We start from the raw sequence: 527 nt of genomic DNA on the forward strand, positions 1-527 counted from the left end.
GTCAAGAACTGAAGCTAAATAGCACCAACCATCCCTACTAGTATGAATATATGTAATATCTCCTACCCATTTTTCGTTAATATAAGTAGTTGTAAAGTCTCTTTTTAAAACGTTTTCTAAATCTTCTACTACCTTTTATATATCCTTTTAATAGCTGATTTTAATTCCTCATTTTCTAGTTCTCTTGCAGATTTAGTTTTATCAAAAGATTTATAATATGTGCTTCTGGCTACGCCTAGAACGGTACACATAGTCTTAATATCATGTTTCCTTTTATTATTATTTATAAATTCTATCACTTCATCTAATTTCTTGTTGCAAATATGGCCATAGCTTTTTTGGCTAAAGCCCGCCTTTGGTGTAATATTTCATTTTCCTCTTTAATTCTTGCCATTTCTTTTCTTAAAGCTTTTACTTCCTTTAATGTCATAACTTCATTTTCATCTACTTTAATTTCTTTTACATCTTTAATCCAGCCGTTAATTGTTGATTTTGCAATGCCATATTCGTAGACGATGCTCTGCTAA

2 protein-coding genes and 1 pseudogene are annotated in these 527 nt (G+C 30.2%); all 3 read right to left on the minus strand.

All coding sequences use genetic code 11. The features are described 5' to 3' along the window. Positions 1 to 114 (minus strand): annotated as a pseudogene (locus H8R92_RS13275) (IS3-like element ISBce13 family transposase); the annotation flags it as partial. Between the two features lie 14 nt (positions 115 to 128). Continuing rightward, positions 129 to 251: a hypothetical protein gene (locus H8R92_RS13395; RefSeq protein ID WP_279287112.1), complete on the minus strand. Its 123-nt coding sequence runs from the start codon at positions 249 to 251 to the stop codon at positions 129 to 131. A 53-nt stretch (positions 252 to 304) separates the two neighbouring features. Next, positions 305 to 430, minus strand: a complete 126-nt coding sequence (locus tag H8R92_RS13400) for a hypothetical protein (RefSeq protein ID WP_279287113.1) — start codon at positions 428 to 430, stop codon at positions 305 to 307. Positions 431 to 527: the final 97 nt, after the last annotated feature.

Origin of the sequence: Clostridium lentum (assembly GCF_014287815.1) — a bacterium.
GTDB classification, from domain to species: domain Bacteria; phylum Bacillota; class Clostridia; order Clostridiales; family Clostridiaceae; genus Clostridium; species Clostridium lentum.